General features: G+C 36.5%; 31 protein-coding genes and 1 tRNA gene. 25 read left to right on the forward strand and 7 right to left on the reverse strand.

Annotated elements, in window-relative coordinates:
- Positions 1–127: 127 nt before the first annotated feature.
- Complete coding sequence (locus tag CD31_RS02105; protein ID WP_016993008.1) at positions 128–1,192, reverse strand: M24 family metallopeptidase; 1,065 nt, start codon at positions 1,190–1,192, stop codon at positions 128–130.
- A gap of 214 nt (positions 1,193–1,406) precedes the next feature.
- Here CD31_RS02105 and CD31_RS02110 point away from each other — a divergent pair.
- The 6 genes from CD31_RS02110 to tsaD all read left to right on the forward strand — a co-directional run bounded on the left by CD31_RS02110 (position 1,407) and on the right by tsaD (position 5,083).
- Positions 1,407–1,482: transfer RNA gene (locus CD31_RS02110), tRNA-Asp, on the forward strand.
- 466 nt (positions 1,483–1,948) lie between these two features.
- A complete protein-coding gene (locus tag CD31_RS02115) occupies positions 1,949–2,287 on the forward strand; it encodes a hypothetical protein (protein WP_036075454.1) in 339 nt (112 codons plus the stop codon).
- Positions 2,288–2,468: 181 nt separating this feature from the next.
- Positions 2,469–2,918 (forward strand): tRNA (adenosine(37)-N6)-threonylcarbamoyltransferase complex ATPase subunit type 1 TsaE, encoded by a 450-nt coding sequence (gene tsaE / locus CD31_RS02120; protein WP_016993010.1) that lies wholly within the window; start codon positions 2,469–2,471, stop codon positions 2,916–2,918.
- A complete protein-coding gene (tsaB, locus tag CD31_RS02125) occupies positions 2,915–3,622 on the forward strand; it encodes a tRNA (adenosine(37)-N6)-threonylcarbamoyltransferase complex dimerization subunit type 1 TsaB (protein WP_036075456.1) in 708 nt (235 codons plus the stop codon). The genes tsaE and tsaB overlap by 4 nt, the downstream gene beginning before the upstream one ends.
- Positions 3,615–4,070 carry a ribosomal protein S18-alanine N-acetyltransferase gene (gene rimI, locus CD31_RS02130; RefSeq protein ID WP_016993016.1) on the forward strand — a complete coding sequence of 152 codons (456 nt, stop codon included), beginning with the start codon at positions 3,615–3,617 and terminating at the stop codon, positions 4,068–4,070. The genes tsaB and rimI overlap by 8 nt, the downstream gene beginning before the upstream one ends.
- Positions 4,067–5,083: a tRNA (adenosine(37)-N6)-threonylcarbamoyltransferase complex transferase subunit TsaD gene (tsaD, locus tag CD31_RS02135; RefSeq protein ID WP_016993018.1), complete on the forward strand. Its 1,017-nt coding sequence runs from the start codon at positions 4,067–4,069 to the stop codon at positions 5,081–5,083. The genes rimI and tsaD overlap by 4 nt, the downstream gene beginning before the upstream one ends.
- Positions 5,084–5,514: 431 nt before the next feature.
- On the opposite strand, the gene CD31_RS02140 is transcribed toward tsaD, so the two are convergent.
- Positions 5,515–7,458 carry an ABC-F family ATP-binding cassette domain-containing protein gene (locus CD31_RS02140; protein ID WP_036075459.1) on the reverse strand — a complete coding sequence of 648 codons (1,944 nt, stop codon included), beginning with the start codon at positions 7,456–7,458 and terminating at the stop codon, positions 5,515–5,517.
- A 253-nt stretch (positions 7,459–7,711) separates the two neighbouring features.
- Here CD31_RS02140 and CD31_RS02145 point away from each other — a divergent pair, with 253 nt between their 5' ends.
- The 3 genes from CD31_RS02145 (at position 7,712) to tatC (ending at position 9,540) form a co-directional block, all read left to right on the forward strand.
- Positions 7,712–8,347, forward strand: coding sequence for a redox-sensing transcriptional repressor Rex (locus CD31_RS02145; protein ID WP_036075461.1), 636 nt, complete (start codon positions 7,712–7,714; stop codon positions 8,345–8,347).
- A gap of 166 nt (positions 8,348–8,513) precedes the next feature.
- On the forward strand, positions 8,514–8,699 hold the full coding sequence (locus CD31_RS02150) for a twin-arginine translocase TatA/TatE family subunit (protein WP_008176991.1): 186 nt from the start codon (positions 8,514–8,516) through the stop codon (positions 8,697–8,699).
- A 16-nt stretch (positions 8,700–8,715) separates the two neighbouring features.
- Positions 8,716–9,540, forward strand: a complete 825-nt coding sequence (gene tatC, locus CD31_RS02155) for a twin-arginine translocase subunit TatC (RefSeq protein ID WP_036075463.1) — start codon at positions 8,716–8,718, stop codon at positions 9,538–9,540.
- A 565-nt stretch (positions 9,541–10,105) separates the two neighbouring features.
- Here the strand turns inward: tatC and CD31_RS02160 are convergent.
- Together CD31_RS02160 and CD31_RS02165 are read right to left on the reverse strand one after the other, a co-directional pair.
- On the reverse strand, positions 10,106–10,465 hold the full coding sequence (locus CD31_RS02160) for a hypothetical protein (protein WP_036075464.1): 360 nt from the start codon (positions 10,463–10,465) through the stop codon (positions 10,106–10,108).
- A 385-nt stretch (positions 10,466–10,850) separates the two neighbouring features.
- Entirely contained in the window at positions 10,851–11,597 is a 747-nt protein-coding gene (locus tag CD31_RS02165) for a CPBP family intramembrane glutamic endopeptidase (RefSeq protein ID WP_319839681.1), read from the reverse strand.
- Positions 11,598–11,786: 189 nt separating this feature from the next.
- On the opposite strand from CD31_RS02165, the gene groES reads away from it, so the two are divergent.
- Both groES and groL read left to right on the forward strand, forming a co-directional pair.
- Positions 11,787–12,071 carry a co-chaperone GroES gene (groES, locus tag CD31_RS02170; protein ID WP_004224358.1) on the forward strand — a complete coding sequence of 95 codons (285 nt, stop codon included), beginning with the start codon at positions 11,787–11,789 and terminating at the stop codon, positions 12,069–12,071.
- Positions 12,072–12,200: 129 nt separating this feature from the next.
- Positions 12,201–13,832, forward strand: a complete 1,632-nt coding sequence (groL, locus tag CD31_RS02175; RefSeq protein WP_036075467.1) for a chaperonin GroEL — start codon at positions 12,201–12,203, stop codon at positions 13,830–13,832.
- Between the two features lie 90 nt (positions 13,833–13,922).
- Here groL and CD31_RS02180 read toward each other — a convergent pair whose 3' ends face one another.
- The 3 genes from CD31_RS02180 to CD31_RS02190 form a co-directional block, all read right to left on the reverse strand.
- Entirely contained in the window at positions 13,923–15,137 is a 1,215-nt protein-coding gene (locus CD31_RS02180) for a tyrosine-type recombinase/integrase (protein WP_036075469.1), read from the reverse strand.
- Positions 15,138–15,243: 106 nt separating this feature from the next.
- Entirely contained in the window at positions 15,244–15,717 is a 474-nt protein-coding gene (locus CD31_RS22655; protein WP_052125301.1) for an ImmA/IrrE family metallo-endopeptidase, read from the reverse strand.
- Between the two features lie 15 nt (positions 15,718–15,732).
- Positions 15,733–16,077: a helix-turn-helix domain-containing protein gene (locus tag CD31_RS02190; protein WP_036075472.1), complete on the reverse strand. Its 345-nt coding sequence runs from the start codon at positions 16,075–16,077 to the stop codon at positions 15,733–15,735.
- Between the two features lie 183 nt (positions 16,078–16,260).
- On the opposite strand from CD31_RS02190, the gene CD31_RS02195 reads away from it, so the two are divergent.
- From CD31_RS02195 to CD31_RS02255, 14 genes are all read left to right on the forward strand, one after another.
- Positions 16,261–16,482 carry a helix-turn-helix transcriptional regulator gene (locus CD31_RS02195; RefSeq protein WP_036075474.1) on the forward strand — a complete coding sequence of 74 codons (222 nt, stop codon included), beginning with the start codon at positions 16,261–16,263 and terminating at the stop codon, positions 16,480–16,482.
- A gap of 61 nt (positions 16,483–16,543) precedes the next feature.
- A complete protein-coding gene (locus CD31_RS02200) occupies positions 16,544–17,275 on the forward strand; it encodes an ORF6C domain-containing protein (RefSeq protein WP_036075476.1) in 732 nt (243 codons plus the stop codon).
- A 14-nt stretch (positions 17,276–17,289) separates the two neighbouring features.
- Positions 17,290–17,631 carry a hypothetical protein gene (locus CD31_RS02205; protein ID WP_052125302.1) on the forward strand — a complete coding sequence of 114 codons (342 nt, stop codon included), beginning with the start codon at positions 17,290–17,292 and terminating at the stop codon, positions 17,629–17,631.
- 164 nt (positions 17,632–17,795) lie between these two features.
- The gene (locus CD31_RS02210; protein ID WP_036075479.1) at positions 17,796–18,089 is read left to right on the forward strand and encodes a helix-turn-helix domain-containing protein; all 294 of its coding nucleotides are present in this window, start codon (positions 17,796–17,798) and stop codon (positions 18,087–18,089) included.
- Positions 18,077–18,331, forward strand: a complete 255-nt coding sequence (locus CD31_RS02215) for a hypothetical protein (RefSeq protein WP_036075482.1) — start codon at positions 18,077–18,079, stop codon at positions 18,329–18,331. The genes CD31_RS02210 and CD31_RS02215 overlap by 13 nt, the downstream gene beginning before the upstream one ends.
- Complete coding sequence (locus CD31_RS23930; protein ID WP_280522785.1) at positions 18,315–18,449, forward strand: hypothetical protein; 135 nt, start codon at positions 18,315–18,317, stop codon at positions 18,447–18,449. The genes CD31_RS02215 and CD31_RS23930 overlap by 17 nt, the downstream gene beginning before the upstream one ends.
- Before the next feature lie 120 nt (positions 18,450–18,569).
- Positions 18,570–19,307: a hypothetical protein gene (locus CD31_RS02220; protein ID WP_036075484.1), complete on the forward strand. Its 738-nt coding sequence runs from the start codon at positions 18,570–18,572 to the stop codon at positions 19,305–19,307.
- A gap of 241 nt (positions 19,308–19,548) precedes the next feature.
- Entirely contained in the window at positions 19,549–19,833 is a 285-nt protein-coding gene (locus CD31_RS02225) for a hypothetical protein (protein WP_036075486.1), read from the forward strand.
- The gene (locus CD31_RS02230; protein ID WP_036075487.1) at positions 19,830–20,114 is read left to right on the forward strand and encodes a hypothetical protein; all 285 of its coding nucleotides are present in this window, start codon (positions 19,830–19,832) and stop codon (positions 20,112–20,114) included. The genes CD31_RS02225 and CD31_RS02230 overlap by 4 nt, the downstream gene beginning before the upstream one ends.
- Before the next feature lie 71 nt (positions 20,115–20,185).
- A complete protein-coding gene (locus tag CD31_RS02235) occupies positions 20,186–21,079 on the forward strand; it encodes a hypothetical protein (protein ID WP_036075489.1) in 894 nt (297 codons plus the stop codon).
- On the forward strand, positions 21,030–21,833 hold the full coding sequence (locus CD31_RS02240; RefSeq protein ID WP_244905100.1) for a PD-(D/E)XK nuclease-like domain-containing protein: 804 nt from the start codon (positions 21,030–21,032) through the stop codon (positions 21,831–21,833). Before CD31_RS02235 ends, CD31_RS02240 begins: the two co-directional genes overlap by 50 nt.
- A 10-nt stretch (positions 21,834–21,843) precedes the next feature.
- Positions 21,844–22,038, forward strand: a complete 195-nt coding sequence (locus tag CD31_RS02245; protein ID WP_036075491.1) for a hypothetical protein — start codon at positions 21,844–21,846, stop codon at positions 22,036–22,038.
- A 196-nt stretch (positions 22,039–22,234) separates the two neighbouring features.
- Positions 22,235–23,203, forward strand: coding sequence for a DNA-methyltransferase (locus CD31_RS22660; RefSeq protein WP_052125304.1), 969 nt, complete (start codon positions 22,235–22,237; stop codon positions 23,201–23,203).
- A 67-nt stretch (positions 23,204–23,270) separates the two neighbouring features.
- Complete coding sequence (locus tag CD31_RS02255) at positions 23,271–23,504, forward strand: hypothetical protein (protein ID WP_036075493.1); 234 nt, start codon at positions 23,271–23,273, stop codon at positions 23,502–23,504.
- Positions 23,505–23,514 lie beyond the last annotated feature (10 nt).

A 23,514-nucleotide genomic window follows, 5' to 3' on the forward strand; every position in this document is an offset into this window, starting at 1 on the left:
AGTTGGGGGCTTCCCCCTGTGAGAGTAGGACGTCGCTAGGCAAATGAAACAGTCAGCTGTGTGCTGACTGTTTTTTTATATTAATGAAAAGAGTAATTACAGTCATTGTAATTACTCTTTAAAATGTCTATAAAATAATAAGTTCTCTAGGAGAGTGGGTAATGACTTCAACGCCTTCTTTTGTAACGATAATATCATCCTCGATACGAACACCACCTACATTCGGTATATAAATACCCGGTTCTACTGTTAGTACCATATTCTCTTCTAAAATGTCTTTACATATGGTAGACATAAATATATTTTCATGGATATCTAAGCCTATGCCATGTCCTGTACCATGTCCGTAATTTTGTCCATATCCCTTTGCAGTAATGTAGTCTCGTGTATAACGATCTGCCTCTTGTCCAGTAATACCAGGTTTGATATTGGAAAGGGCATGTTGTAAGGCATAATGGACTATTTGATATACTTCTTTTAATTGCTCTAATGGTTCTCCAACAGCAATCGTTCTTGTCATATCAGAACGATAGCCTTGATAGTAAGCACCAAAATCCATTGTCAGCATATCACCTTGCTCCACTATTTTAGACGATGCTACGCCATGTGGGAGTGCTGAGCGATGGCCAGAAGCAATAATCATATCGAAGGCTGCACCCGTTGCACCATTTTTGCGCATATGAGACTCTAATTCATAGGCTATCTCAAGTTCTGAAATACCAGGTTTGATGAATGTCAGAATATGATTAAATGCCTCATCAGAAATCCATGCTGCTTTTTTAATTATTTCAATTTCTTCTGGCGTTTTAATCATCCGTAAATCTTCTACAATAGTAGGCATTGGTTTTAATATGGCTGTCAATTTGCTTTTCATTAATTGATAGCTGTAATAAGTAACATGATGTTGCTCAAAACCAACTGTTTGAATTGATTCCTGTTCAAAAATTTCCTGAATGGTTTCATATAAACGGTTGCGATCAATCTCTAGTACTTCAAAGGTGTCACATTGATTTGTTGCTTGCTGTGTATAGCGGAAGTCTACTAATAAAAGTGCGCGCGTCTTCGTTACGATAACTGTACCTGCACTACCTGTAAAACCGGTTAGATAGCGACGATTTTGAGCATTTGTAATAATAATTGCATCGGTTTCGTGTAGCTGTAAGGCTGCTTGTAATTGCTCTAATTTTGGCATGTTATGTTTCCCCCTTTAAAGTTAAATATACTGCAAAATATGCATTATGTTTAGAGCTTATATAAAATTAAGAAGTTGATTGTATAGAAAATTCATTACAAGATAAGGTCTATTTTCTAGTTAAGAGAGTATTGGAAAATATATTAAGGGAAAATATAAAAATAGATATTGCATATCTATGTTTTCTATGATATATTTATAAATGTCTTAAAGAGGTCCCGTGGTGTAGCGGTTAACATGCCTGCCTGTCACGCAGGAGATCGCCGGTTCGATCCCGGTCGGGACCGCCATTTAAATTGATATTACAGTCCTTATGATTTTACATCATAAGGACTTTTTATATTTTATCGGAGTATGGATCCAATTCATCATTCAGGAGCTTATTAGGAAACCTAAGTAGAAATTTTATGACAAATGAATAACTCCTAAAGGATCAACCTCGCCTAGTAGAAACAAAGGGGCTAAAAGTATAACAATCTGTGAAGTATTTGAGACCAACCTCCCTTTATTATTTCATAAACAACATCTATTTCCCCAAAAGCATCTCAATCGTGTCTAAAAAACGGCTTAATCTTCGTGAAATAATTGATATTATTTACATAAATATAATTATTTGTATTTATTTAACATTATCTAAAAATAGTAAAAATTACCGATAAATGATAGCGTTTCTATAAGGTAAAATTAGATGTGTTTCTAATATAAAGATTAGGGGTAAAAAGTAGAAGTAATCGGATTGGCTACGGAGGTGTTTATATGAGCAAAGATTATTCTTTTAAAAGTATTTATTTACCTTTGCTTATTGGTTCCATGATAATGATGGTAGGCTGTGGAGATCCTATTATAGAGATTGAAGAATCAAATGCGTATCACTGGCAAAAAAATATGAACGAAGTAGAATTTGAGAAATTAAAAAATGATATGTCATATATTGAGGTAGTAAAAGCAGCAGGCGGCGCAGGTAAAAAGATCAAAAATAATGAATATCGTTGGAATGATGAAATCTTGATGACACAGGCCTATATAGTGAAATTTAAGGATGATAAACTAGTTGACAAAGAAATCATAGCAGTGAAAGGTCATTCAAAAAGATAAATCGTTGTCACGTCTTCGTAAATGAAGACGTGTTTTTTCATTTAAATAAGCAACCTATGTATTGAATTAGGCTTTTTAACGACGACATTCTAAGTAGGATATAAATGATATTGGATGCTTTGAACATTTTCGCTAGTTTAGGTAAACTAGAGGTAATGTAGTGATGAGAGGAAAAATGAGAATGTATGAAATAATCATGAATTCAGTTGATGATACAGAACGTTTTGCTATGGCACTTGCCAATTTACTAGAAGCTCAAGATACGATTACATTAGAAGGAGATTTGGGCGCAGGCAAGACAACGTTTACGAAGGCCTTAGCAAAGGGGCTTGGTGTGAAGAGAACAGTCAACAGTCCAACATTTACGATTGTTAAACAGTATGAAGGACGTTTACCCTTCAATCATTTAGATGTATATCGTCTGGCTGAAAGTGACGAGGACCTTGGTTGGGATGAATTATTTTATGGAGATGCAGTATCAGTGGTAGAGTGGGCGCATTTAATTGAACAGGATTTGCCACAGAATCGATTAGCGATAGAGATTTACCGAATCGGAGATAATGAACGACGTTTTGTGTTAATACCTACTGGGGAACGCTATAAGGCGCTATGTGAGGAGCTAATGAAATGATTTGGTTAGGAATAGAAACAGCGAATACACCACTTTCCGTTGCTATTGTGAGGGATGGAAAAGTGGTAGCCGAGATGGTGCAAAATATAAAATTAACGCATTCTGCTGGCGCAATGCCCGCTATCGAAGAAATATTAGCAAGAGCAGGCTTAAAGGCAGGCGACTTGGATGTGATTGCGGTGTCTGAAGGTCCAGGTTCGTATACAGGTGTCCGCATAGGTGTGACATTAGCGAAAACCCTAGCTTGGACATTACAGATACCTTTAGTTGGCGTCTCTAGCTTAAAAGCATTAGCTGCAAATGCTACCCTTTATAATGGATTCATTTGTCCAATTTTTGATGCAAGAAGAGACAATGTTTATACAGCTGTTTATCAAGGAATGACACTAGAGGCTCTTGTGGAAGATCATCATGCACATATCGCTGATTTATTAGAACGTTTAAGGGCATTAGATGCACCTATTTTATTTGTAGGAACAGATGTGGGCATTTTTTGGGATAACATCGTAGAAGAGCTTGGTGATAACGCTTTGCGTGCACCTTTTAGTCTTGACTTGCCACGTGCAACGGAAGTTATTCGTGTAGGAACTAAAGTGGAGTTACCGAGTGTTGAAGCTACTCATCACTTTGTACCACAATATAAACGAATTGCAGAGGCTGAAGCAAATTGGCTGAAAGAACAGAAGGAGAAAGAACATGAGTAGTGATGTAACTTATCGTAAAATGGTTTCTGATGATGTACCAGCAGTTTATGAAATTGAAGTAGCTTCATTTCCTGTACCTTGGACGTTGGATTCCTTTTACTATGAAGTGCATGAAAATCAGTATGCTCATTATGTGCTGGCTGTGGATGCAAATGGAAGTATTATTGGTTTTTGTGGGATGTGGATGGTTATAGATGCAGCCCAAATTACGAATGTAGCTGTTATTGAGGGTGCTCGTGGTCGAGGTATAGGCGAGGGATTAATGCGTGAGGCGATGCAAATAGCTCGTTTACATGGAATGGAGGTTATGACATTGGAGGTACGTGTAACGAACACCGTTGCACAAAATCTTTATCGCAAGCTTCAATTCCAAGATGGTGGTATACGGAAAGGCTATTATACTGATAACGGGGAGGATGCCCTTGTCATGTGGGTGAATTTACAATGAATAATGGAATGATATTAGCAATAGAATCAAGCTGTGATGAAACAGCTGCAGCGATTATTCGAAATGGTCATGAAATCGTGTCGAATGTTGTTGCTTCTCAAATAGAGAGTCATAAGCGTTTTGGTGGAGTTGTCCCAGAAATTGCATCACGCCATCATGTTGAACAAATTACGATGGTAATTGAAGAAGCTTTAGCTCAAGCAAATCTAAAGCCGTCAGATTTGGATGCGGTTGCTGTTACAGAGGGTCCAGGTCTTGTAGGGGCATTGTTGATTGGCATTAATGCGGCGAAGGCTTTTGCCTTTGCGAACAGCTTACCCATTGTGGGTGTACATCATATTGCAGGTCATATTTATGCCAATGCGCTTGTTCAGCCAATGGAGTTCCCTTTATTAGCACTAGTAGTTTCAGGCGGTCATACAGAGCTTGTCTATATGAAGGAGCATGGTTCTTTTGAGGTCATTGGTGAAACACGAGATGATGCAGCTGGTGAAGCATATGATAAAGTGGCACGTGTTTTAAATTTACCTTATCCTGGTGGGCCACATATTGATCGTCTTGCTCATGAGGAAGGAGAGGCTGTGCCTTTTCCAAGAGTATGGTTGGAAGAGGATTCGTATGATTTTAGCTTTAGCGGTTTAAAATCAGCTGTCATCAATTATAAACATAATATGGATCAACGAGGTGAAGCCATTTCACCAGCAGCTGTTGCCAAGGGCTTTCAGGAAAGTGTTGTTGAAGTACTGACAGCTAAAACATTGCGTGCTGCTCGTGAGTATCAGGTGAAACAGGTTATTGCAGCTGGAGGTGTAGCCGCAAATAAAGGTTTGCGAACTTCTTTGGAGGCTGTATTTGAAGAGGAAGGTATCCCGTTTTTTGTACCACCGCTTAAATTATGTACTGATAATGCGGCAATGATTGGCGCAGCTGCTATGCCGATGTATGAGGCTGGTATTCGAGGAAACTTAATGATGAATGGACGTCCAGGAATGGAGTTAAAATCCTGGATATAGTATGGAAAAGAGGTATCTATATTTTTAGATATCTCTTTTTAATTGTCGAATAATTGTTGATAAAAAGGAACGGTGCTAAGGGAATAATAAGTAAAAACAACTAAATTGACAAATTTTTCAGAAAATTATCCACAGGTAAAAGAGCGAAATAAATAGCGAACACGCGTACTTATACACAAATTGTTGATAACTTGTGTATAACTTGTGATTATTCAATATATAGTAGCTTGTTTTATACGTTACAATGTGGATAAAATAATTTTTTATTGTGGACAGTGTGGAAAACTCTGTTGATATGTTGGTATTACTAGATTTATAGTGTGTATAAAACTGTGGGCATTTTTTGTCGAAAAATAGCACTTGACCAATATATATGAAAAATGAAGACAAGTAAAGAAAATGCCATGTGAAAGGTCACATGGCTTACATCTTTACATATTAATATTTTCGAGTTCTTCATTTAACTCAAGCCATTCTAATACTAATAGCTCATGCTGTTCTTTAGCAGTTGCTAATTCGTCTTGAAGCATTGAAATTTTTTCATGGTCAGTGAAAATGGCAGAGTCACATAGAGCCTCTTCTAGGCTTGCAACAATAGCAGATGTTTCTTGCATCTTGCTTTCTAAATCTTCGATCGTACGTCTAATTTGACGTTCACGTTTTTTTGCCTCTTTATCTATTTTTGATGTAGACGTTTTATCAGGCAGATCTTGCTGTACTTGGGGTTGAGAGGCAGCATTCATTTGTGCTAGTTCCAATAGTTCCTGCTTTTTCTCTATATAATAATCGTAGTCACCTAAATATTCAAAAGAACCCGTTCCAGACAACTCCACCACTTTCGTCGCAATACGATTAATGAAGTAACGGTCATGTGAGACAAATAGAAGCGTACCAGGGTAATCAATTAAAGCATTTTCTAAAACCTCTTTGCTATCTAAGTCTAAATGGTTGGTAGGCTCATCGAGAATTAAGAAATTAGCCTTTTGCATCATTAGCTTTGCGAGCGCAAGGCGTGCTTTCTCGCCACCCGATAAAGAGGATACTGCTTTATCCACATCTTCACCACTAAAAAGAAAACGGCCTAATACAGTACGAATATCTTTTTCGTTCATGAGTGGCCATTCATCCCATAATTCTTTCAGGACACTCTTATTACTCGAGAGCTTTGCTTGCTCTTGATCATAATAGCCAATTTGTACATTCGTCCCATAACGAATACTGCCTGCAAGAGGGGCTAAATCCTTTACAATTGTTTTTAATAATGTCGATTTACCAACTCCATTTGGACCAACAAGGGCAATCCGATCCTCGCGAAAAGTGCGAAGGTTTATCCCACTAGAAATGGTACGATCATTATAACCAATCGTTAATTCGTCAACAGATAAAACATCATTTCCACTTTGACGTTCAATCGAGAAACCGAAACTAGCGGATTTCTCATCACCGTCCGGGGATTCCATCCACTCTGTACGTTCAAGCATTTTACGTCGACTTTGTGCCATTTTTGTTGTAGAAGCACGTGCAATATTTTTTTGGATAAAATCCTCTAGCTTGGCCTTTTCATCTTGCTGACGTTCATAGAGTTTGACATCACGTTCATAATTTTTAGCTTTTTCATCTAAATAAGCACTATAATTACCAGGATATTTGGTAACACGATGACGGGATACTTCGTAGACAATAGAAACGACTTGGTCTAAGAAGTAGCGGTCATGGGAAACAATTAATATTGCGCCTTCATAGCCCTTTAAATAGGATTCCAACCAAGATAATGTTTCGATATCTAAATGGTTAGTAGGCTCATCGAGAATTAAAAGATCTGGTTTACTAAGTAAGAGCTTAGCAAGTGCTAAACGTGTGCGTTGTCCACCAGATAAGGAACTGATGGGTTTGTCATAGTCTTCGGAATAAAATTGCATACCATGAAGGACTGATCGTATGTCTGATTCATATTGATAACCACCTGCATCCTTGAACGTATGCTGTAATTGATCGTATTCCGACATAACTTTCGCATACATAGTAGGATTTTCATAAACAGTAGGATCAGCCATTTGTTGTTCAAGTGAGCGTAGGAGCTGTTCTTGTGCTAAAAGTGATTCGAAAATAGTCATCATTTCATTCCAAATCGTTAGCGTAGAGTTTAATCCTGCATGTTGCTCTAAATAGCCTATTTGAATACCCTTTGGGATAATGATATCGCCTGAATCATAGGACATTTGACCAGCAATTATTTTTAATAAAGTAGATTTACCTGCACCGTTTCGTCCTACTAAGGCAACACGGTCACGGTGTTGAACTTCTAATTTAACACCACTTAAAATTTCATCTGCAAGAAAGGATTTAGTTAGTTGATTGACCTGTAAAACAATCATTCTTGACACCTCAATTCTACCTTAGTGTAATGGATGAACGATTTGCATGCAATGTCCGTGCTTTACTTATTCCTAGCAGTCATGTAAGATTGAAACGATTTCTTTTTAGTTAGCTGCGTATAAGGCGCCATTAACTAAAGAGAAATACAGCAGGGGATTGCAAAAATGTTGTATATTGTTAAGGATGAATGTATTAAAATTAGTAGTTAAAGACAGTAAAATTGATGGAGGTACATCATAAGGAGGAAAAAGTTTGAAACAAGAATTAAAAATTCCACAAGCCACTACAAAAAGACTTCCTCTTTACTATCGATTTATTCAAAACTTTGCACAAGAAGGTATGGAACGTATTTCGTCGAAGGAATTGAGTGAAGCGATGAAAATAGATTCTGCAACTATTCGCCGTGATTTTTCTTATTTTGGTGCACTTGGGAAAAAGGGTTATGGCTACGATGTGCAGCATCTATTACAATTTTTTAGCCAGACGCTTGATCAACATGAAACGACAAAAGTAGCGTTAATTGGTGTGGGGAATTTAGGCAGTGCATTATTAAAATATAATTTTCAAAAAAATCATAATACACATATTGTGGTAGCATTCGATTCAAAAGCACCGAAGGATGGCAAAATGATCAGTAACATTCCTGTTTTTCATCCAGATTTATTGGAAGAAAAATATGCAGAATACGGTGCAGAGCTTGCTATTTTAACCGTTTCACCACGCTCCGCTCAAAAAATGGCGGATCGCTTAGCAGCCATGAATGCAAAGGGAATTTTAAACTTTACGCCAGAGCGATTAACAGTACCTGAAAGAATGCAGCTTTTAACCATCGATTTATCGGTAGAGTTGCAAGCGCTTATTTATTTAATTCGTAATCAGGAAGAGTGAAAACCATACATATTTTTAAGTGTAATTCACCGTTTCTGTCAAGATAGATAATTTAAATAAAATGGGGTCAAATCAGTGAGAGTGACGAAAAACTTTCACATATAATTAGTTAGCAAAATGGCGAAATATGCGTTAAAATGATGGATATAAAGAGGAGGTGGCTGTAATGGGTGGTATTGGTCCTATGAGCCTCATTATTATCGGAGTTGTCGCGTTACTAATTTTTGGTCCTAAAAAGTTACCAGAGCTTGGTAAGGCATTTGGTTCAACACTACGTGAATTCAAAAATGCTACTAAAGGTTTAGCCGACGAAGATGATGATGATAAGAAAAAGAAAGAACTAGATAAGTAAGTTAGGATGTTGAGGAATGAATCCAAAAGATCTAACTGTCATTGAGCATATAGAAGAATTAAGAAAACGGCTGTTCATTGTTGCCGTTTTCTTTGTTCTAGCTATGGCCGGCGCCTTTTTTGTCGCAAAGCCAATTGTTAAATATCTTCAAATTACTGGAGAATCCTATAATATAGAACTCCATGCATTTGATGTAGTAACACCGCTTTCAATTTATATTCAAGTTATATTTTTAATCTCTTTTATTGTTTCTTCGCCAATTTTAATGTATCAATTGTGGGCATTTATAAGTCCAGGACTAAGGGACATAGAACGAAAAGCAACCTTAAAGTATATTCCGTATTCGTTTTTATTATTTTTAGCAGGGCTGTCCTTTTCTTTCTTTTACTTATTTCCTTATGTCATAAAATTTATGATGGGTTTATCGAATGAATTAGACATACAGCCAACAATTGGCATAAAAGAGTATTTTTCATTTTTATTTAGACTTACAATTCCATTTGGTTTCCTTTTCCAATTGCCGATTGTAGTACTATTCTTTTCACGTATTGGAATGTTAACTCCTGAAATACTAGTGCGTTTTCGAAAGTATTCCTATTTTGGTCTGTTTGTGTGTGCAGCTATAATTGCACCCCCGGAGTTGGCTTCGCATTTAATGGTATCAATACCATTGTTTATGCTATATGAAATAAGCATTATGATTTCACGTATTGGCTATAAAAAATACTTGCAATCAGAAGAAATGAGATTAAAAGAAGAGCAGGAAGCTGAACAAAAGCGCCAGATTGAAGAGGCACTTGAGTTACAACGGAAACAAATTGAAGAATTAAAAAAACAATAATCAATTTTAAAATTGAAGTACACCCAAAAGTTAGCATGAAAATCTAACTTTTGGGTGTTTGCTATGTCAAAGTATAGCAGTAAATTATAAGTAAGGAGAAAATATATTCAAGAAGTTCTTTCTTATTGATAAATTAGCCAAGAAGTATATTATTCCTAGTAATTAGTTAGAAGTATACAAAATAAAGTTTATTATGTTACATGCAAGCTTGATGTAAAACACTTTATAATTCAAACAGGCTTTTTACAAGATAATGTGGTTAATTTTCAAAAACTAACTATTATAAGTTAAGTATTTTAGTACACCTAATTTGAATTATGATGTGTAATTTAGAAATGTTATATTGTTTATCGCATTTGACAGTAAATTTTCGATTATGTTCCCATCAATTATTAAGCAATTAGTTGTTTCTAGTTTTTCTTTTATTCTAAATTTATCCGTAAAAAACTACACCTCCAATTGAGGTGTAGTTCAAATACTAAATAGATTTTCTTTAAATTAGTACTTATTTTATAATACTAGAAAAGAGTAGAAATTCTCGATTAAAAATATGTGTACTTTTAAACTATCTTGGATATAGCCACCCCTCATAAACGCCCACCTTAATGCGTTTTCCTGTGAAAATATCGTATGAATCTTCAATAGCTACTAAATTAAGTACACCACTCCAATCGCCGTTTATATGAAATACTTGTTTTTCGACTGTTGAGAAAAGTGAGTAAGGTTTTCTAATTCCTGAAACCCATCTTTCGTGTACAGCATAAGGAGTTATTTCTCCAGAGTTTTGTGAAATTTCACTATTATTTTCAGTACTTACATTATTAGTTTCATTATTCTCTATTTCTTCTGCTGAAGAAATTAGTGCTCCTGATAGAGTTACGGATAATCCTAGTAACACACCACTAATTATTTTTTTTGCTTGCATATTTAATACCTCCTATAATTAATCATTTAAAGCGCTATTAAAAGTAAGCTACACTCGAGTTAAATCAAGTGTAACATTCGCATTATGGCTAATCAATCATAATTTACAGAAAATTTGTATTTATGTTAATATTTTCTTTTTTTATCTCTCTATAAACTATAGAGTATTATCGGACTTTTACAAATTTTGTTTCCGAAATAAAAAATAGCAACAGATAACGAATAGTTTTCTGTTGCTATTTTTAAATTGGGAAAGCTATTGTCTTTTTGTAATGGAGGCTATTTATACTGAAATCTAACATGATGTAATTAAATTACATTACATTAAATTGGTACCTATACAATTTTGTCTATATTTTGTATTACCTTTTGGGCTTTACAAAAATTTATTGCATTTTTTCTAGTTCTTGAAGAAACTTTTGCAATGGTTCCGCATAGAATTGTACAAGTGTCACAAATCCATTAAGCATGACGTGTGCAATAATAGACGTCCAAATGCGCTTTGTTTTGTGATATAAAAAGGCGAAGATTAAACCACAAATGGTATAAAGCAAGATATGTGAGAAGTCGAAGTGGATAATCGCAAAGAAAATGGCACTCACAATTGCTGCCACCCAGAAATTTGTTGTTTGGACAAGCGAGCCAAAGATCACTCTGCGAAAGACGAATTCTTCTAAAATGGGTCCAAATACAACAATTGCTAATATGGCAATGGGAGCCCCTTTAGCTATCGCAACTATATCAGCAGTATTTTGAGAGCCTCCTTCAATACCGAAAACAGCCATCTCAATAGCTGCACCAATCATTTGCCCAAAGAAGACTAGGAAGAAGCCGATGATTCCCCACACAATTGTAAGTGGTATTGTTTCTTTTTTTCCTTGATAAATGTTCCAGAAGGCCTTATCTCGAGATGTAAGGATTAAGCTTAAAATGAGCGCTACAGCAAAACTTAAGGCAATATACCAACCTTGAGTAATGGGAGCTGCTTGTTCAGAAGCTAAACCCGTTACCTTCATGATGAGCTTATGGAACGGTAAGAGCAACCATCTGCTAGAGATTTGCATCAAGATATAAATCAGCAAAACATACAGGGCTGTTTTTTTATGTTTCGTTACTTTTTGAGAATTAGTCACAGTCAAAATCCTTTCCATTCATATGCTTCTTTTCTATTGTAGAGGAATATGGAAAGAAAACAAAATTTTTCGAAGTTCTGACTTGCAAAAAAAAGAGTGATTGATTATCATAATAATTGTGTTAGCACTCATTGATATAGAGTGCTGATAAATATCAACAATTATTTAATTATTAGGAGGTTGTTTCACTTGTTAAGACCACTAGGAGATCGTATTGTAATTGAACTAATCGAGGTAGAAGAAAAATCTGCATTCGGTATTGTACTACCTGACTCTGCAAAAGAAAAACCACAAGAAGGTAAAGTAGTAGCAGTTGGGACAGGTCGTGTATTAGAGAACGGGCAACGTGTAGAGCTTGACGTTAAAGTTGACGACCGCATTATTTTCTCTAAATACGCTGGCACAGAAGTTAAATTTGAAGGTAATGAATACCTAATTTTACGCGAAAGCGATATACTTGCAATTATTGAATAAGAACATTAAACGCACCTTACGTAAGGTGGATGCTTATTGTCTGCAAAACAAATGTGACAATAAGGTGAAATTGATATAAATATATTGAAGAAGCTTAACGAATATTCCATTTCAGGAGGGTAAATTCTCATGGCAAAAGATATTAAATTCTCAGAAGACGCTCGTTCATTAATGTTACAAGGTGTAGATAAATTAGCGAATGCAGTAAAAGTAACATTAGGACCAAAAGGACGTAATGTTGTTTTAGAAAAAAAATTCGGTTCACCACTTATTACAAATGATGGTGTGACAATTGCAAAAGAAATCGAATTAGAAAACCCATACGAAAACATGGGAGCAAAATTAGTAGCAGAAGTTGCTTCTAAGACAAACGAAATTGCTGGTGATGGTACAACTACAGCAACAGTATTAGCTCAAGCAATTATTCGTGAAGGCTTGAAAAACGTTACAGCTGGCGCAAATCCTGTAGGTATCCGCAAAGGTATTGATAAAGCAGTGGCTGCAGCACTTACGGAATTACACGCTATTTCTCGCCCAGTAAGCAATAAGGAAGAAATTGCACAAGTTGCTGCTATTTCTGCTGCTGATGATGAAGTTGGACAACTAATCGCTGAAGCAATGGAGCGCGTTGGTAACGATGGTGTTATTACAATTGAAGAATCAAAAGGCTTCACAACAGAGCTAGATGTAGTAGAGGGTATGCAGTTTGATCGTGGCTATGCGTCTCATTACATGGTAACTGATACAGATAAAATGGAAGCGGTTCTTGATAACCCATACATTTTAATTACTGATAAAAAAATTACAAACATTCAAGAAGTATTACCATTATTAGAACAAGTGGTACAACAAGGTCGTCCACTTTTAATGATTGCTGAAGATGTAGAAGGTGAAGCACTAGCAACACTTGTTGTGAACAAGCTTCGTGGTACATTCAATGCTGTAGCAGTAAAAGCACCAGGCTTCGGTGATCGCCGCAAAGCAATGCTTGAAGATATTGCTATCCTGACAGGTGGACAAGTGATTACAGAAGAATTAGGCTTAGACCTAAAATCAGCTGACATTTCTGCACTTGGTCGTGCAGCAAAAGTAGTGGTAACAAAAGATAACACAACAATCGTTGAAGGTGTAGGCGGAGCAGACGCGATTGAATCACGCATTGGTCAAATCCGTGCACAACTTGCTGAAACTACTTCAGAATTTGATAAAGAAAAATTACAAGAACGTCTTGCTAAATTAGCAGGTGGTGTAGCAGTTATCAAAGTTGGTGCTGCAACAGAAACAGAGCTTAAAGAGCGTAAACTTCGTATTGAGGATGCTTTAAACTCAACTCGTGCGGCTGTTGAAGAAGGTATCGTATCAGGTGGTGGTACAGCTCTTCTTAACGTCTATGCAGCAGTGGAAAAAGCGGCTGAAGCAGTAGAAGGCGACGTAGCTACAGGTGTGAAAATCGTTCTACGTGCTTTAGAAGAACCAGTTCGCCAAATTGCTAATAACGCTGGTCTTGAAGGCTCAATTATCGTAGATCGCTTAAAACGTGAAGAAGTTGGCATTGGTTTCAATGCAGCAACTGGTGAATGGGTAAACATGATGGAAGCAGGCGTAGTAGACCCAGCAAAAGTAACTCGCTCAGCTTTACAAAACGCAGCATCAGTTGCAGCGCTATTCTTAACAACAGAAGCGGTTGTAGCAGATATCCCTGAAGCAGCACCAGCAATGCCAGATATGAGTGGCATGGGCGGTATGCCAGGAATGATGTAATTAATATCTCTAAAACATTGATATATCAACGGTTCAAGAGGTTAAAAACATCACTTAAAGCGAAAAACTAACGAAAAACAAACATTTTTTCTAAAAAAGATTAGAATTAATGTTATGGAGGATGTTTCCGAAAGTGCTTGTCATTTTCTCGGAGGCATCCTTTTTCATTTTGTTAGTAACATGTGTATAAATTTTTAATGTTGTCTGCATGTCATCATGTCCCACTCGCTCCATAATCGTATTCAAATCTACACCAGCTTCGGTTAGCATACTAATATGAGTGTGACGGAAAATATGTGGAGTTGCATCTTTTTTAATGTTAGTGTGTTCTAACAATCTAGCCATTCGATTAATAATCGTTTTTTGGATATATGGATACCCATTAATGCGACAAAAAACAAAGTTTCCATCGTGATATTCATTCAATTCTTCCTGACGATACCTAGATGTGACTTTCAATTGCCGTTTGCGATGTGATTTTAATAAATCCATTATGCTTTTCTCCACTTCAATAGTTCTTATTGATCCATCCGTTTTTGGTGGAGTTAACTCATACTTTCGCATATTATTATCTTCGTTATATAGAGTTTTTGTAATTCGAATTGTATTATTTCTAAAATCTATATCTGACCATTTCAAAGCACATAATTCCCCAGATCTCATACCAGTAAAAGCTAATAAATAAAAACGTTCTATGTCTAGGTCCAAACCGTGATTAGTGACAGCATTTAAAAAAGATTCCACTTCATCACTAGTTAAATAACCTTCTTCGATTGTTTCTGTCTCGATTTCTTCAACTGTCCTGCGTTTTTTCGGAACAATGGCACCAGTAGCTGGATTATCTTTAATCAATCTATCTTTGACAGCGTATTTAAAAATCATGCTGGCACAGACATGCACACCTGAAACCGTGTTACGTGCATATTCTTGAGATATTTTATTTAATAATTTTTGATATTTTGAGTGAGTAATATCTATGATTGGCATTTTAGCAATGTGCTTATTTAAAATTTTTATTTCCTTTTCTCTAATTCTAACAGTGCCTCTCTTAACACCAGTTAATTCATAAGTTTCAATCCATTCTTCGGCAAGTTTGTCGAAAGTCATACTTTGGCCAACACGTTGATCTATCCCATCTTTTTGTAATGAGTAGATAGCATCGTTAACTCGATTCATCGCCTCTTTTTTTGATTTGCCTCTACGAGATATTTGATTTCGCTTACCAGTTGCTGGGTCAGGTGGTCCATCAGCAACACAGACCCAACGTTTTTGACCAGATTTTAATTTTATTTCCTCGCAAAACATTTTCATTCCTCCCATATTCAGTATTGCAATAAGAATATATGTTCTATTTAAGGTTATAAAAAAAACCTCATTAAAAAGTGGTTAGGTAATAAGTATTAAATTGTTATTAACCGTATCTTCTATATTTTGTGTAGATAACCAACTCTTCCGCATCAGGCAGTTGTAATCTGAAATCAATCATTTCAATTGTAACATCAAAATATTCTGCAAGTACCCAATTGGTCCAATGTTTTTCTTGTAAAATTGCTATTCGCAAGTACTCTATAGGAATTAGAGTTTCAGTTGCCCACCTCATGGCTTTGTATTCTACTTTACCGACACTAAGTCGTTCATGATAATTCATTCGGGAATTAGCAATATTATTTCCTACAGTTGTAAAGTGATGACCTAGTTCTTCTGCTAAAATACATCTATACAAAGGAGAATCATATCTAATTCTATTTGCAATACCGATAGTAGGGGGGAGACCTGGTTCGAAGAAATAAACAGCATCTAATGGTTTGGGGAAATCCCAATGTTCAATTACTATACCCTCACCTAAAGCAATATCACATAATTTATATGTATCAACAATTGGCATTAAACATTCCCCACTTTACTCTTTGTTTCCATATTTCGATCTTATAAATTCTTTAAAAGTTTCAAGCTCTTTTACAGCTTCTTCTGGTAAATCTTCTAAAAAATTGTCAGACCTATGTGCTGCTAGTTCTCCTTGATTTTTAATGTTTGTTCTTCCTAAAAGATAATCTGAGGAAACCCCGAAAAAGTCAGCAATTATAATTACCGTATCAAGTGGTGGAATCTTTGTTCCATTTTCATAAGCTGTGTAAGTAGTTCTTGCAACTCCTATTTTGTTGGCAACAAAAGCTTGAGTGTAATTAGGATTCGTTTTTTTTAAATCTTCCCTGCATTTTTTTAACCGTTGAGCAAATACATCCATTAAAATATCTCCTTTCTATAAGATAATAAATACGTTTCCTCTAATAATATATGTTCCTGTGGGTAACTTCTATATATGTTCCTAATAGTGTAATTATTTTTAAAAAACTAGTTGACATGTTCCTTTAGGTAACTTATTATAAGTTTATAAGATGTTCCTTAAAGGAACGAAAGGAGGTTTCAAATGAGATATTGGCTAAAAGAAATACGTGTCTCTAAAAGGAAAACTCAATTTGAAATAGCTGATTCTTCTGGTATATCTCGAAGTTACTATACAAAAATTGAGTTAGGAATCAAGACTCCTACTGTCGATGTAGCAAAGAAGATAGCTGCTACTCTAGGGTTTGATTGGACAATTTTTTTTGAAGATAAATGTTCTTTAAAGGAACATAAAAAGGCTATTTAACTTTTAAATCTAGCAAATCAATTAATAGGCTTTTACTCTACCAAATCAAGGAGGTTCTATTATGAATCAATTAGTTTTCATTCAAGACAATCAAGTAATAACAGACAGCTTAACAATCGCTGGCATGTTCGGGAAAGGTCATGACAATGTTTTGAGAGACATTCGCAAACAAATCGAATTTGCAGGTGAAGAATTTTCACTCCTCAATTTTGAGGAATCAAATTACGAAAGTAGAGGCAAACAATATCCGAAGTTCAATTTAACAGAAGAAGCCTTTGCACTCGTAGTTTTCAGCTACAACACGAAAGAAGCTGTGCAAACAAAAATTAAATTCATCCAAGAATTTAAAAGGATGAAAGAATTTATTCAAAAACAAGAACAACAAGGACAAGATCCAGTAGAACTAGCACTACAAGCTTCACTCAAAAACTATCAAGAGATTAAAACAATCAAAGGCGAAGTCATTGAAGTGAAAGAGACTGTGCAAACACTGGTTGATACTATGCGAATCGATGGTAACCAAGAAGCTCAAATCAGAAAACGAGCAAATGAAGCTGTAATGGAAGCAGTAGGCGGGAAAGATGCTAATGCTTATAAACAACTAAGTAAACAAGTATTTTCAGCCTTTTGGCGTGACTTTAAAAACCATTTCCAAATACCTCGTTATGGTGATTTACCAAGATCGCGATTTGCAGAAGGTATTAAATTTATTTCAATGTGGCAGCCAAATACGTCATTACGAATGGATATCACAACATGTAACGGTCAAGGACAATTAAAACTAGTTCAATAAAGGAGGTTTTCCTATTGAGTATAAAAGAGCAAGTTCAAAACATTGAATCCGCTGAATTTGATTTATTTGAACAAAAGTTATCACTTGCTATTGAAAAAGCGTATTTGAGAGGCGTAGCTGATGGACAAACAAAATTCGCATTAAAGCCTCTATTAACAAGAAAACAATTTATGGAATTAGTAGATATCGGTGAAACAAAATGTGCCGAATTATTCAATCGTAGGGACTTCCCAGTTAATAGAGAATTTGGTCACCCAAGAGTACCTACAAAATTATTATTTGAATGGATTTATGCAAATACCGATTGGGTGCGGGCAAATGCACCCAAGGCAATGCAACTGGTTAAAGCAATTTAATAGGAGAGGCCAGGGCAAATGGCCTCAATCAAACTACCAATCTAGTAGAAATCATAAGAGGTTGGGGCAAACAACCTCTTATCACTATATTAAGTTAACTTGATAGAAATTGGTAATCCAATATGGACTATAGTCCATTATAGACTGATGGAAGGAATGAAATTATGAGCGCTTTGAGCTTTGATTTTAAGAAAATACTAAAGAAATTTCGTGAAAATGCCAAGATCACTCAAGAAGAGATGGCAGATGAACTTAATATAACGCAATCACATGTAAGCAAATATGAACGTGGTCGCAAGGTGATCGATTTAGAAACATTTATTAGGTGGGCTCAAGTAACGAATAGCGAGGTACAAGCTGCTGCTATCTTATTTGGAACAGATGTATGTGCTCAAGCAGCACAATTAATGACACTGGTGCCAGCTTTCACAGGAGGCTTATTCAATTGGATGCTTTAGAAAAACTGAATCAACAGATTAATAGAGAACTAACTTGTATCGAAGATCTAACAGATGTAATCAAACTACACGTAAAAGCAGGTCGTATCAACATAGCAAAACAACTAGAACGAGACCTACATAATTCGTTGAAACAACTAGAAAAACTACATGAGCGCAAACGGTTATGGGCAACTGTTGAACAGCTTAATAAGAATGGAGTACTAGCGAAGGTGGTGGATAAGGTTGTGGAAATGGCTTGATAACTATTTTTACTTACCAGAAGAAGATGTACCAGAATCACATAGAAAGTTTTGCATTAGTGCTGTTATTACGATGTTTATTATCGGAGTGCCAATCATCATCACATGTTGGCAATAAAAAAGCTGCTTAATCTTTGCGGGATTAAACAGCGAGACAACTTATACAAATCTATTATATCACAAATAAAACTAGATTGTTCAAATATATAAGTGCCAGAGGCACAAAGGGAGCCTAATTATGACATTAGAAAATGCAATCAAGAGTGTTTTGGAACAAAAATTAGCAGACGGTTCAGTGGAAAAAATAGTTGGAGAAAAGGTAGAGCAAGGGATTCAAGCTGCTTTAAACGATTTATTCGGATCGTACGGTGACATCACAAAAGTAATAGAAAAGAAATTAAAAGAGGTCATGGTGCCGCAAATTGAAAACCATGATTTTAGTAGATATTTAGTTAAATTGGATGCAGTTCTTACGGAGCTTTCCAATGTTACTGCTAAACAAAATAAAAAACTGCTAGATAACTTCACAATTTTAATGAATGAAACACCAGATAAAATCAAAGCTTCTGAGATTTTTGAAAGGTGGATGAAGTTTTCCGCTGATGATATTGAAATAGAAGGTTTAGAAGTGGATTACGATGACCGTCCTACCTATGAAAGTGTAGAAGTATCACTTTCTTTCGAACAAGTTGAGGGACGTTCGTGGTCGTCGTTTGAAAATGGACAACTGATTTTTGAATGTGAACATGATGAACAATTGAATTTCATTGTGCCATTACAACGTTGGAAAAAACTTGATGATTATTGGACAATCACCGACCTACAAAACGTTGATATAACATCCATTAAAAACATTAGTGAGTTTGAAGCATTTATTCGTTCATTAAAACAAAACTACACAAAAATCTATGTAGATACTGAATACGAAACGGATTATCTAGAACCTACAGCAGAACCAGAAGCTAGTTGGTCCTAACAATTCAGACGTTTGCGAGAGTTATCTCGCTCTCGTCAAGCAGCCAGCAATTTGCCGTCTCCCTACGGCTCGCTTTGTCAACATTGCTGGTTGCTTGATGGGACTAGCAATCTATTTATAAAACCTAGCACAGTACGCCATGACCATTTGCGAGCGACAGCTAATAAGCCCCAGTTGCGACGACAGTTTTGTAAGTAGATTGGTGGTTAGCCATCAAAAATATACGAAAGGATTGATCTATATGAAATTAGTTAATGCGGTATCTAAGATTGCTGAATTGCCACGGATTTTAGAACGACATGGTATAGAGCTAGAAAATGTTCTTAATGTTGAGTACAACGCTAATGCCATGGAACAGATCAACGTTCAAGTTTTATTACATGACAAGGAAGCCATTCAAAAACTAGGTGTCTGTGATAACGAAAGTATAATTGGTCATGATGATACTCACTGGACACAATTCAGAATTATTAAAGATGGAATTTCATTTGTCTGTTGGAAGCGTCAAGGCGAGGCGATAGCATGAGGTCTCTATTAGAAGTGGAAAATCCAATGGTGCTAGGGCGTATTGAGTATCCAACGCAACCTTATGAGCCTGTTGTAACCTTTGAAATGCACGATGATTTTGGTAGTTTCATAGCCTGCGGTGATGTGTACTTCGAGATTGGGGATGCATACATTCACATCGATAATATCAGTGATTATTTGGCTGTTGGATATAGGGATGATTCAACTTACAACATGAGTGATTCGGAGGTTATTGCTTATGTGGAGAAGCATTATGGGTTTGCTCATACAAAAAAATAAACCACTTGGCAGAGTGGCTTAAACAAATCAAATATTTAGCGCAATTATAGCGCATTACAGGAGGAATTACAATGAGTAACTTAGCAGAACAATTTATTAATCCTCAAATGGGACAACCTCAATTTCAAGGCGGAGCTCTAGCGCAAGCTAGTGCTTCTCGCGAAATGGAAGAAGTAAAAGGTCAAATTTTTATGGCGAAACAGTTTCCACGAAACGTGTTCCAAGCTGAGCAACGTGTATTGGATACATGTAAACGTCCAGCATTAGCTCAAACTGCAATGTACAGTTATCCGAAAGGTGGCACGAAGGTAACAGGACCCTCTATCCGTTTGGCAGAGGCAATCGCTCAGAACTGGGGTAACTTGTCATACGGCATTCAAGAGCTCGAGCAGCGCAATGGTGAATCAGTAGCTAAAGCTTTCTGCTGGGACCTCGAAACAAATGTACGCCAAGAAAAAGTATTTACAGTAAAGCATGCAATCGGCACTAAAAAAGGTTTGAAGCAATTAACAGATCCACGTGACATTTATGAAAAGGTAGCAAACGATGGAGCACGTCGATTACGTTCATGCATCCTTGGTGTTATCCCTGGAGATATCGTAGACAAAGCAGTTTTACAATGCACCGAAACACTTGCTGGTAATAGCAAAGGGCCACTAAAAGATCGAATTGCTTCTATGTTAAAAGGTTTCAAAGATCATTATCGAGTTACACAAGAAATGGTCGAAACAAAGTTCGGCTACAATGCTGATTCTTTCAGTGAGTACGACTATGTAGAGCTTCTAAACATTGCTAATAGCCTAAAAGATGGTATGTCAAAAGTTGAGGACTGGTTCCCAAAAGATGATGCGAAAAATCAATCTAGCGGATTAGGTGAAGCGTTTAAAGACGAGCGAAAAACAGAGGTGAAACCAGATGCACCAAACGACATTCCAGTTGAACAGCCAGAATTACCACTCGAATGAAGCCAATCAGCATTACATGTCGGTATCTCAGTTTAAAAGCGCTATGGAGTGTGAAGCTAGAACATTTGCGGAGGTAAGGGGCGAGTTTTCTCGTCCTCCCTCTACAGCGCTAATGGTTGGCTCTTATCTACATTCAGCCTTTGAAAGTGATTCGGCATTTACTGAATTTCTAGAACAGAACCACGACAGCATTTACGGCAGCCGCGGTGTGAAATACAAGGATTATGAAAAAGCAGATGACATGATTGAGACCATCAAAAATGACGAGTTTTGCATGTTCGCTTTACAAGGCGAAAAAGAAGTCATCTATACAGGTGAACTATTCGGAGTAGAGTGGAAAATTAAAGTTGATAACATCAATCATGATCGTGGATTTTTCAGCGATTTAAAAAGTACACAGGAGCTTCGAAAGCGTTACTGGAGCGAGAAATATAATACATGGGTTTCATTTGTACAAGCCTTTGATTATGTGCTGCAGATGTGGGTGTATAGAGAAATCATATTTCAAAATACAGGTCGTTATTATGATCCATATATTGTGGCTGTTACAAAAGAATCGCCACCAGATAAAGCAGTTTTACACTTCGATTCAGGGCGTTTCGATTTCGAAAAGGAATATGTTCAATCGATGCTACCAAGCATCATAGATGCAAAGCTAGGGCGTAAAAATGCACATCGTTGTGACAAGTGCGAATTTTGCCGAGGGACTAAGAAACTTAGTGGCACATTTGAAATTGAATATCTACTAGATTAGGAGGGACCTAATGGATATTAAGATGATGGATGAAGTAACAATTATTGATTCTGATGGTCAAGAAATTGCAAGAGGTACAGTTGCAAATATTAATAAATACCGAGAACCAGACACGAAATATGCCATATATGTTGATGGATATAGTGATCTTGTCTTTGTCGGAAAAGATCAATTACAAAAGAAAGAAACTGAGGGTGACGAATGAACAACGTACCCCACAAAGTCCTTCTGCCTGCTTGGATATTTGAGCAGGCGAAGGATAACGATGAAATCAGGCGCTTGGTGCTGGATTATATGAAACGTTACCCCAACTATAGGGTGCTCAAAGTGAGTGGTAGTTTTGCGGTTTGTGAGAGAGAACAACGACTTTTATAGAAGATTAATAACTGGGGGGTGACAAGTTGAAGCTTAATAAAATCTATCAGGGGCATTGTCTAGAAGTACTTAAAACACTACCCAGCGAAACTATAAATACAGTAGTCACAAGCCCTCCATATTGGGGCCTACGTGACTATGGTGTGGAGGGCCAAATAGGTCTTGAAAATTCAGTAGAAGAATATGTATCAGTTCTTGTAGATGTGTTTCGAGAAATAAAACGGATCCTGAAAGACGATGGTACGGTTTGGTTAAATCTTGGAGATGCATATGCAGGTAGTGGAAAAGGTGCATGGGCTGAAAAGGACAAGCAAAAACATGTCTATGTTCCAGATACTAAAAGCCATTTAACGAATATTAATAATGTTCCTACTGGACTAAAACCAAAAGATTTAATTGGTTTGCCTTGGCGAGTAGCTTTTGCGCTACAGGCTGATGGATGGTATCTGCGTCAAGACATCATCTGGGATAAGCCGAATTGTATGCCTGAATCTGTAAAAGACAGACCAACAAGGTGTCATGAATATGTCTTTCTGTTAGCAAAAAACAAAGATTATTACTATGATTACAAATCTATATTAGAGCCAATTGCAATCAGTACTTCCAATGATAAAAGAACCTTAGAATCCCGTTTTACAAACAAACGACCAGAAAGAAACTTTCCTGGACAAAGCTCTAAAGGTGGTGGCATGTTAGAGCCTTTAGAAATAGGGAAACGGAATAAACGATCAGTGTGGTCAGTTACAACCAAACCATTTAAGGAAGCGCATTTTGCAACGTTTCCAGAGGAATTGATTGAACCTTGTATACTAGCAGGGTGTCCATTGGACGGAGTTGTAATGGATCCGTTCTTTGAATCAGGAACAACAGGATTGGTTTCATTAAAACATGGCCGTAATTTCATCGGAATCGAATTGAATAAAGAGTATATAAAAATTGCTGAAAAACGATTAAGTAAAGTGCAGCTGGAACTAATCCATGAATTAGGTTGCTGAACAACATATGGATTGAGAATAAACTCGTGATTAAAAGTTTGAATATTGAAAATATGGAGGGCGAAACATGTTAGAAATTATTGAACAACAATACAAGTTAAATGAACCAGCACCATCACAATGTTCTTACTGTGGTGAAGAAAAGGAATTTTTGATGGTAAAGCCTGTAGCAATGGCGTTTAACGGTGAGGTACATGCAAATGTAAATATGACAAAAAGCACTAAATGGCTTTGCTTGGATTGTTTGTCTATGGAAATAGGTATTATGGGGCATAGCGTAGACATTCACGAATACGAGTAAGGAGAGGCGA

Source organism: Lysinibacillus boronitolerans JCM 21713 = 10a = NBRC 103108 (assembly GCF_000772935.1).
Classification (GTDB): Bacteria; Bacillota; Bacilli; order Bacillales_A; family Planococcaceae; genus Lysinibacillus; species Lysinibacillus boronitolerans.

Coding starts and splice junctions, on each gene's coding strand:
- CD31_RS02105 (WP_016993008.1), bottom strand. CDS start 1,192: ATGCCAAAATTAGAGCAATTACAAGCAGCCTTACAGCTACACGAAACC.
- CD31_RS02115 (WP_036075454.1), top strand. CDS start 1,949: ATGAGCAAAGATTATTCTTTTAAAAGTATTTATTTACCTTTGCTTATT.
- tsaE (WP_016993010.1), top strand. CDS start 2,469: ATGTATGAAATAATCATGAATTCAGTTGATGATACAGAACGTTTTGCT.
- tsaB (WP_036075456.1), top strand. CDS start 2,915: ATGATTTGGTTAGGAATAGAAACAGCGAATACACCACTTTCCGTTGCT.
- rimI (WP_016993016.1), top strand. CDS start 3,615: ATGAGTAGTGATGTAACTTATCGTAAAATGGTTTCTGATGATGTACCA.
- tsaD (WP_016993018.1), top strand. CDS start 4,067: ATGAATAATGGAATGATATTAGCAATAGAATCAAGCTGTGATGAAACA.
- CD31_RS02140 (WP_036075459.1), bottom strand. CDS start 7,458: ATGATTGTTTTACAGGTCAATCAACTAACTAAATCCTTTCTTGCAGAT.
- CD31_RS02150 (WP_008176991.1), top strand. CDS start 8,514: ATGGGTGGTATTGGTCCTATGAGCCTCATTATTATCGGAGTTGTCGCG.
- tatC (WP_036075463.1), top strand. CDS start 8,716: ATGAATCCAAAAGATCTAACTGTCATTGAGCATATAGAAGAATTAAGA.
- CD31_RS02160 (WP_036075464.1), bottom strand. CDS start 10,465: ATGCAAGCAAAAAAAATAATTAGTGGTGTGTTACTAGGATTATCCGTA.
- groL (WP_036075467.1), top strand. CDS start 12,201: ATGGCAAAAGATATTAAATTCTCAGAAGACGCTCGTTCATTAATGTTA.
- CD31_RS02180 (WP_036075469.1), bottom strand. CDS start 15,137: ATGTTTTGCGAGGAAATAAAATTAAAATCTGGTCAAAAACGTTGGGTC.
- CD31_RS22655 (WP_052125301.1), bottom strand. CDS start 15,717: ATGCCAATTGTTGATACATATAAATTATGTGATATTGCTTTAGGTGAG.
- CD31_RS02190 (WP_036075472.1), bottom strand. CDS start 16,077: ATGGATGTATTTGCTCAACGGTTAAAAAAATGCAGGGAAGATTTAAAA.
- CD31_RS02195 (WP_036075474.1), top strand. CDS start 16,261: ATGAGATATTGGCTAAAAGAAATACGTGTCTCTAAAAGGAAAACTCAA.
- CD31_RS02200 (WP_036075476.1), top strand. CDS start 16,544: ATGAATCAATTAGTTTTCATTCAAGACAATCAAGTAATAACAGACAGC.
- CD31_RS02210 (WP_036075479.1), top strand. CDS start 17,796: ATGAGCGCTTTGAGCTTTGATTTTAAGAAAATACTAAAGAAATTTCGT.
- CD31_RS02220 (WP_036075484.1), top strand. CDS start 18,570: ATGACATTAGAAAATGCAATCAAGAGTGTTTTGGAACAAAAATTAGCA.
- CD31_RS02225 (WP_036075486.1), top strand. CDS start 19,549: ATGAAATTAGTTAATGCGGTATCTAAGATTGCTGAATTGCCACGGATT.
- CD31_RS02230 (WP_036075487.1), top strand. CDS start 19,830: ATGAGGTCTCTATTAGAAGTGGAAAATCCAATGGTGCTAGGGCGTATT.
- CD31_RS02235 (WP_036075489.1), top strand. CDS start 20,186: ATGAGTAACTTAGCAGAACAATTTATTAATCCTCAAATGGGACAACCT.
- CD31_RS02240 (WP_244905100.1), top strand. CDS start 21,030: ATGCACCAAACGACATTCCAGTTGAACAGCCAGAATTACCACTCGAAT.
- CD31_RS02245 (WP_036075491.1), top strand. CDS start 21,844: ATGGATATTAAGATGATGGATGAAGTAACAATTATTGATTCTGATGGT.
- CD31_RS02255 (WP_036075493.1), top strand. CDS start 23,271: ATGTTAGAAATTATTGAACAACAATACAAGTTAAATGAACCAGCACCA.